The organism is Paracraurococcus ruber (assembly GCF_004353985.1).
Lineage (GTDB): Bacteria > Pseudomonadota > Alphaproteobacteria > Acetobacterales > Acetobacteraceae > Paracraurococcus > Paracraurococcus ruber.
Genome location: NZ_SMOA01000337.1, coordinates 1 through 5,131 on the forward strand (window position 1 = coordinate 1; position 5,131 = coordinate 5,131).

Consider the following 5,131-nt stretch of genomic DNA (forward strand, 5'->3'; position numbering starts at 1 on the left):
GCCCGGCCGGGCGGTCCGGCGGTGCCGGCACGCCGCGGCCGCGGGTTGCGCCGCCGCGGGGGCGGGTGCCAAGCGCCGCCATGCGGGCCGGGCCTGACCCCGGCGCGGCGGGCGCTTCGCGGCGCTACTCCGGCGCCTGCAGGAACCGGCGCAGATCCTCGGCCCAGAAGCGCGCCTGGCCGGTGGTGCCATGCCCCGCCGTCCGCTCGCTGCCCGGGATCAGCAGCAGCCGGCCCTGCTTCACGCGGCGCATCGCCGCTTCCATCAGGCCGGTCTCGGGCGGGTTGCGCTCGTCATCCGCGGCGTTGATCGCCAGCACGCGCGCGGCGATCCGGTCCAGCAGCGGTTCCGGGTCGTAGTCGCGCGACGACTCCCACTGCCAGATAAAGTCGTTCGCATCGGCGGGGCCGGAGCCGGCGAGCCGCTGGTCCAGCAGCGCATCCGCCGCCGCGCGGGTGCCCGCCGCCGCCTGCAGCGCGCGCGTGCCGCCATTGGTCGCCGTGGCGTAGAAGACGCTGGCCAGCAGCAGGGATGGCGGCTGCTGCGCATAGCGGCCGCCGGCATAGGCCGGGTCGCGCCGGATCATCTCCACCTGCAGCCGCCGCAGCATCCAGTTGCGGCCGGACATGGCGGTGGGCTGCGCCGCCATCGGCACGACAGCGTCGGCCATGTCGGGATGCGTCACGGCCCAGAGCCAGGCATGCATCCCGCCCATGGAGTTGCCGAGCACCAGGCGCAGCCGGCGGATGCCGAGGCCTTCCGTCACCAGCCGGTGCTGCGCCGCGACCATGTCGGCATAGGAGTAGCGCGGGAAGTCGGCGCCCAGCCCGTCGGACGGCTTGGCGGACCGGCCGGCGCCGAGCGCGTCCGGCAGGATGATGAAATGCTGCCGCGCATCGAGCGGCTGGCCGGGGCCGAACAGCTCCCCGGCGAAGGCCGGCGTCAGCAGGCTGCGGGCCGACCCGCCGGTGCCGTGCAGCACCAGCACCGGCGTGCCCGTCGGCTCGCCGATGGTGACATAGGCGAGGCGGAGGTCGCGCAAGACCTCGCCCGAGGCGAAGCGGAACTCGGGCGCGGTCCAGCTGCCCTCGCGCGGCGCCGGATAGTCGGCGGCGACGGCCGGCGCGGCGGCCAGGGTGAGGCCGAGCAGCAGGGCACGGCCCATCGCGGCATGGCAGGTCATGGCGTTCTTCCCTTGCGTCCCGGCGCTGGCGGCGAGGCTAGAGCAGATCCCGCTCAGGTGGAATCACCCGGGCGGGTGAAGATGCGCGTCGATTCAAATGACTAAAGCGGTAAATCGCCCTGGTGTCCCGAACCCGAGGTCCGCCGCCACCGGCGGCGCCCTTCGGTTCGGCCCACTCGCCTGCGCTTGCAGTGGCCTGCTGGTCCGCTGCGTTCGCAGCCGGTGGCTGCGGATTTCGCGGGCAGGACACAAGCGCGGATCGCGCCGGCAGGTGACCGCCGCGCCGCCTTTCCTCGGCCGCCTGCCAGGGCGCCTGGCCGGTGCCGCTGCCGCGGGCGGCGCCAGCCGGCGGACGGGCGGGCATCGTCCGGCGGCGATCCGCGCTATCCTGCCCGCCATGCGCCTGTTCCATACCCCAGGATCCCCCTTCGCCCGCGCCGTGCGGGTGGCGCTGCGCGAGACCGGCCTGATTGCCGGGGTCGAGGAGGTGGAGACGACGCTGCGCGACCCGGCTTCCGCCCTTCTGCCGCACAACCCCGTCGGCCGCGTGCCGGCGCTGCTGCTGCCGGACGGCACGACGCTGACCGAGACGGCGCTGGTCCTGCCCTTCCTCGACTCGCTGGGCGGGACCTATCCGCTGCTGCCGCCAGGCGATGCGGCGGCGCGGGCCGCCTTCGGCCGCATCCTCGGCATGATGGACGGCATCGCCGTCTGGAACCGCGAGCTGCGGCGGCCGCCGGAGGAACGCTCCCCCGGCGTCATCGCGCTGGAGACCGCCCGGGCGCAGCGCGTGGCGGCGGCGCTGGAGGCGGAGGCGGCGGCCGGCCACTGGGCGCTTGCCGGCCCGCCGGATGCGGCGCGCATCATGCTGGGCTGCCTGCTGGGCTATGCCGAGCGGCGGCACCGCGCCTGGACCTGGCGGGAGGGCCGGCCGGCGCTGGCCGCCTGGTTCGACGCCATGGCGGCGCGCCCCGCCTTCGAGGCCACGCTGCCGCCCGTCAGCGGCCTCTGATCCGCCCGCGCCGGTGCCTCCGGGCTCTGCGCACCGGCATCGCGCCTGACCTGACGCGACCACCTGCCCGCCCGCCTGCTGGCCGCATGGCCCGGCGGGTTTGACAGGCGGCGCGGCGGGGCGAGACTGGCTGGTGCGAGGTCCGGTGCCGACCGCCGCGCGCCACGGCGCCCGCAGGGACGCCCGGCCATGCCCTGCGGCGGCCCGCCCATGCCCGAGTGAGGGAGGCCGAAGGATGCCCATGCAGCCGCGCGACCGCGTGCCCTATTCCGCCATCGTCGATCGCCCGCCGCTGCAGCTGCCGGGTGGCGCGCGCATCGCGGTCTGGACCATCGTCAACCTCGAGGTCTGGGACATCGGCAAGCCGATGGCGCGGCAGGTGCTGCCGGCGCCGACCGGGCAGGTGCTGCTGCCGGACGTGCCGAACTGGTCCTGGCACGAATACGGCATGCGCGTCGGCGTCTGGCGCTTCTTCAAGCTGTATGAGCGGCTGGGCATTGCGCCGACGCTGTCGATCAATGCCCGGGTGGTCGAGGACTATGAGCGCGTCGCGGCGCAGGCGCGCGAGGCCGGCTGGGAGTTCATGGGCCATTCCTGGGAACAGGGACCCATCCACCGCGAGGAGGACCAGCGCGGCATGATCCATCGGTCGATGGATCGGCTGGAGCGCTTCACCGGCACGCGGCCGGTCGGCTGGCTCGGCCCCGGGCTGACCCAGACGCTGGAGACGCCGGAGCTGCTGGCGGAGGCCGGCGTGCAGTATATCGGCGACTGGGTCTATGACGATGAGCCGACGCTGATCCGCACGGACAAGGGCCCGCTGGTGACACTGCCCTACACGGTGGAGCTGAACGACATCCCGATGATGCTCGTGCAGCACCATGAGAGCGACTACCTGCTCAAGCGCGCGATCGACCAGTTCGACCGGCTGTACGAGGAAGGGGCGGAGCGGGCGAAGATCCTGTCCCTGGCGATCCACCCCTACATCTCCGGCCAGCCGCACCGGATCAAGCACCTCGAGGCCTTCTACGACCATGTCGCGCGCAGAACCGGCGTGCTGCACTGGAACGGCGTGCAACTGCTGGACTGGTACCGCGGGGAGCGGCAGCGGCTCGGGCTGGGCTGACGCGGCAGCGCCTTCGCGCGCCGGCTGGGCCGCGTGCGCGGCTGGTTGGCACGGCGCGGCGACGCGGGGTCAGGCGGTGGGATCCCGGGACGGCGCCGCGCCGCAGCGCCTGGGGCGTGGCGTCCCCCGCAGCGGCAGCCGGGACGAGGTGGCGGCGCAGCGGCATGAGGCGGTGGCGGGCGGCATCCTGCGGCGGATCCGATGCGATCCATCGGCACGGAACTGGCGCTTTGCGACGGCTCGGCAGGCGTGACGCGCAAGGCGGCCGAAGTCGTCGTGCCTGCGCGGCTTGCAACGCGACGACGAGTCTGCACCGGGCCTGACCTGGGAGGATGCGGCGCGAGAGCGCGGCAGCGCGACAGGTCGGTGGCCGCCAGCGCGCGGGGCAAAGTTGCGGTGGAGCGGTGCGAAATCGCTCTGGCGCGATCGGTTCGTCGGCGTGATCACGCTGAAGGAGAAGGGCGCGGTTGAGCAGAGCGACATCGCACCGGCGCGACGAGGTGGCGGGCGGCATCGCGCGGGAGGAAGTGGTGCCCAGGGGCGGAATCGAACCACCGACACTGCGATTTTCAGTCGCATGCTCTACCAACTGAGCTACCTGGGCCCAAGCTGTCGGCCCCTTACAGGGGCCGCCGGCAGAGGTCGCGGGAGATAGCCGAAGCCGGTTGGGCTGTCCACCCGCTGTTTGCGGTTTCCCGGCAGGCAGGGCCACACGAACCCGCCCTGGGCGTCAGCCTCCCGCTGGCGTCGGGTGTCGACCTGCCATCGCGGCCCTTGCCGCGCCGTGGCCGCCGCGGGTCGCGCCGCGCGGGGCCTCGGCTCACTCCTCCTCGGCCAGGGGGTCCACCGGTTCGCCGGGGATGGCGTAGTCGCCGGCCAGCCAGCGCCCGAGATCCACCTGCTTGCAGCGCGCCGAGCAGAAGGGGCGATGCGGCGCCTCTGCCGGCGCGGGCTTGCCGCAGACGGGGCAGGGGCGGCCAGGGGAACGGCCAGCGGGACGGGGCGGGGCAGGATTAGCCATGCGCGGCCTCCTCGATCTCGGGGTGCGACGGTGCCCGCGCCGCGTCGGGGCGAAGCTGCAGCGGGGTGCCGATGGCCTCGGCGGCCTCCGACAGGGCGCCTGGCAGGTCCTGCAGCGCGCCCAGGACGGCAGGATGCGCCCGCAGCGCCCAGTGCCGCCCGGGGCGCGCCGCGGCCTCCCGCGCCGCCCGACGCAGCGCCGCCAGCCCGTGGCTGAGCGGCGAGGGCGGCCAGCCCAGGATCTCGTGCAGCGGCGGGTGGATCCGCTGGCGCAGGATCTCGAACAGGCCGAGCGGGCCGAGGCCCAGCAGCCGCGCCAGCGGGTCGGGCGCCAGGGCGGCCGCCAGCGGCTCGGCCAGCGCCTCCCGCCGCTTCGCCGTCAGCCCGGCGAGGTCGAGCAGGATCGGCCCCGCCAGGTTGCGCAGGCGGATCTGCCGCGCCGCCTCCGCCACCGCCGCCCGGTTGAGGCGAAGCTGCGCCTGCGGGTCCCGCGTGCCGGCGGCGCTGCCGGCATCGACATCGATGGCGGTCAGGGCCGGGGTCGGGTGGACCAGCAGGCGGCCGCCGCCGGGCAGCGGCACCTCCGGCCCGGCGAGGAGGTCCAGCTCGGCCTCCAGCGCATCGTCCAGGACCGGCGCATGGCTGAGCAGGACGCGGTCGCGGCCGAGCGCGGCGCGCAGCCGTGCCGCGCGGGCGGCGCTGTCGGTGCGGATGGTGGCCCCGGGATGGGCGCGGGCGAGGCGCAGCGTGGCGTCCGGCCCGCGGGCCAGCAAGGCGGGGCCGCCGGGCG

General features: G+C 75.0%; 5 protein-coding genes and 1 tRNA gene. 2 read left to right on the forward strand and 4 right to left on the reverse strand.

From position 1 onward, the window contains the following. Nucleotides 1-124: 124 nt before the first annotated feature. A complete protein-coding gene (locus tag E2C05_RS28440) occupies nt 125-1,183 on the reverse strand; it encodes an alpha/beta fold hydrolase (RefSeq protein ID WP_200306400.1) in 1,059 nt (352 codons plus the stop codon). Nucleotides 1,184-1,580: 397 nt separating this feature from the next. Here E2C05_RS28440 and E2C05_RS28445 point away from each other — a divergent pair, with 397 nt between their 5' ends. Together E2C05_RS28445 and E2C05_RS28450 are read left to right on the forward strand one after the other, a co-directional pair. Further along, complete coding sequence (locus E2C05_RS28445) at nt 1,581-2,195, forward strand: glutathione S-transferase family protein (RefSeq protein ID WP_158292432.1); 615 nt, start codon at nt 1,581-1,583, stop codon at nt 2,193-2,195. 235 nt (nt 2,196-2,430) lie between these two features. After that, nucleotides 2,431-3,321: a polysaccharide deacetylase family protein gene (locus E2C05_RS28450; protein WP_200306402.1), complete on the forward strand. Its 891-nt coding sequence runs from the start codon at nt 2,431-2,433 to the stop codon at nt 3,319-3,321. Nucleotides 3,322-3,849: 528 nt separating this feature from the next. Here E2C05_RS28450 and E2C05_RS28455 read toward each other — a convergent pair. The 3 genes from E2C05_RS28455 to E2C05_RS28465 form a co-directional block, all read right to left on the reverse strand. Beyond that, a tRNA-Phe gene (locus E2C05_RS28455) sits at nt 3,850-3,925 on the reverse strand. Between the two features lie 216 nt (nt 3,926-4,141). Continuing rightward, nucleotides 4,142-4,342 (reverse strand): DNA gyrase inhibitor YacG, encoded by a 201-nt coding sequence (locus E2C05_RS28460; protein WP_133223014.1) that lies wholly within the window; start codon nt 4,340-4,342, stop codon nt 4,142-4,144. Beyond that, nucleotides 4,335-5,131: ribonuclease E/G (locus E2C05_RS28465; RefSeq protein WP_133223015.1), on the reverse strand; the 797-nt coding region annotated here is incomplete at its 5' end. The genes E2C05_RS28465 and E2C05_RS28460, both read right to left, overlap by 8 nt.

Coding starts and splice junctions, on each gene's coding strand:
- E2C05_RS28460 (WP_133223014.1), bottom strand. CDS start 4,342: ATGGCTAATCCTGCCCCGCCCCGTCCCGCTGGCCGTTCCCCTGGCCGC.
- E2C05_RS28440 (WP_200306400.1), bottom strand. CDS start 1,183: ATGACCTGCCATGCCGCGATGGGCCGTGCCCTGCTGCTCGGCCTCACC.
- E2C05_RS28450 (WP_200306402.1), top strand. CDS start 2,431: ATGCCCATGCAGCCGCGCGACCGCGTGCCCTATTCCGCCATCGTCGAT.
- E2C05_RS28445 (WP_158292432.1), top strand. CDS start 1,581: ATGCGCCTGTTCCATACCCCAGGATCCCCCTTCGCCCGCGCCGTGCGG.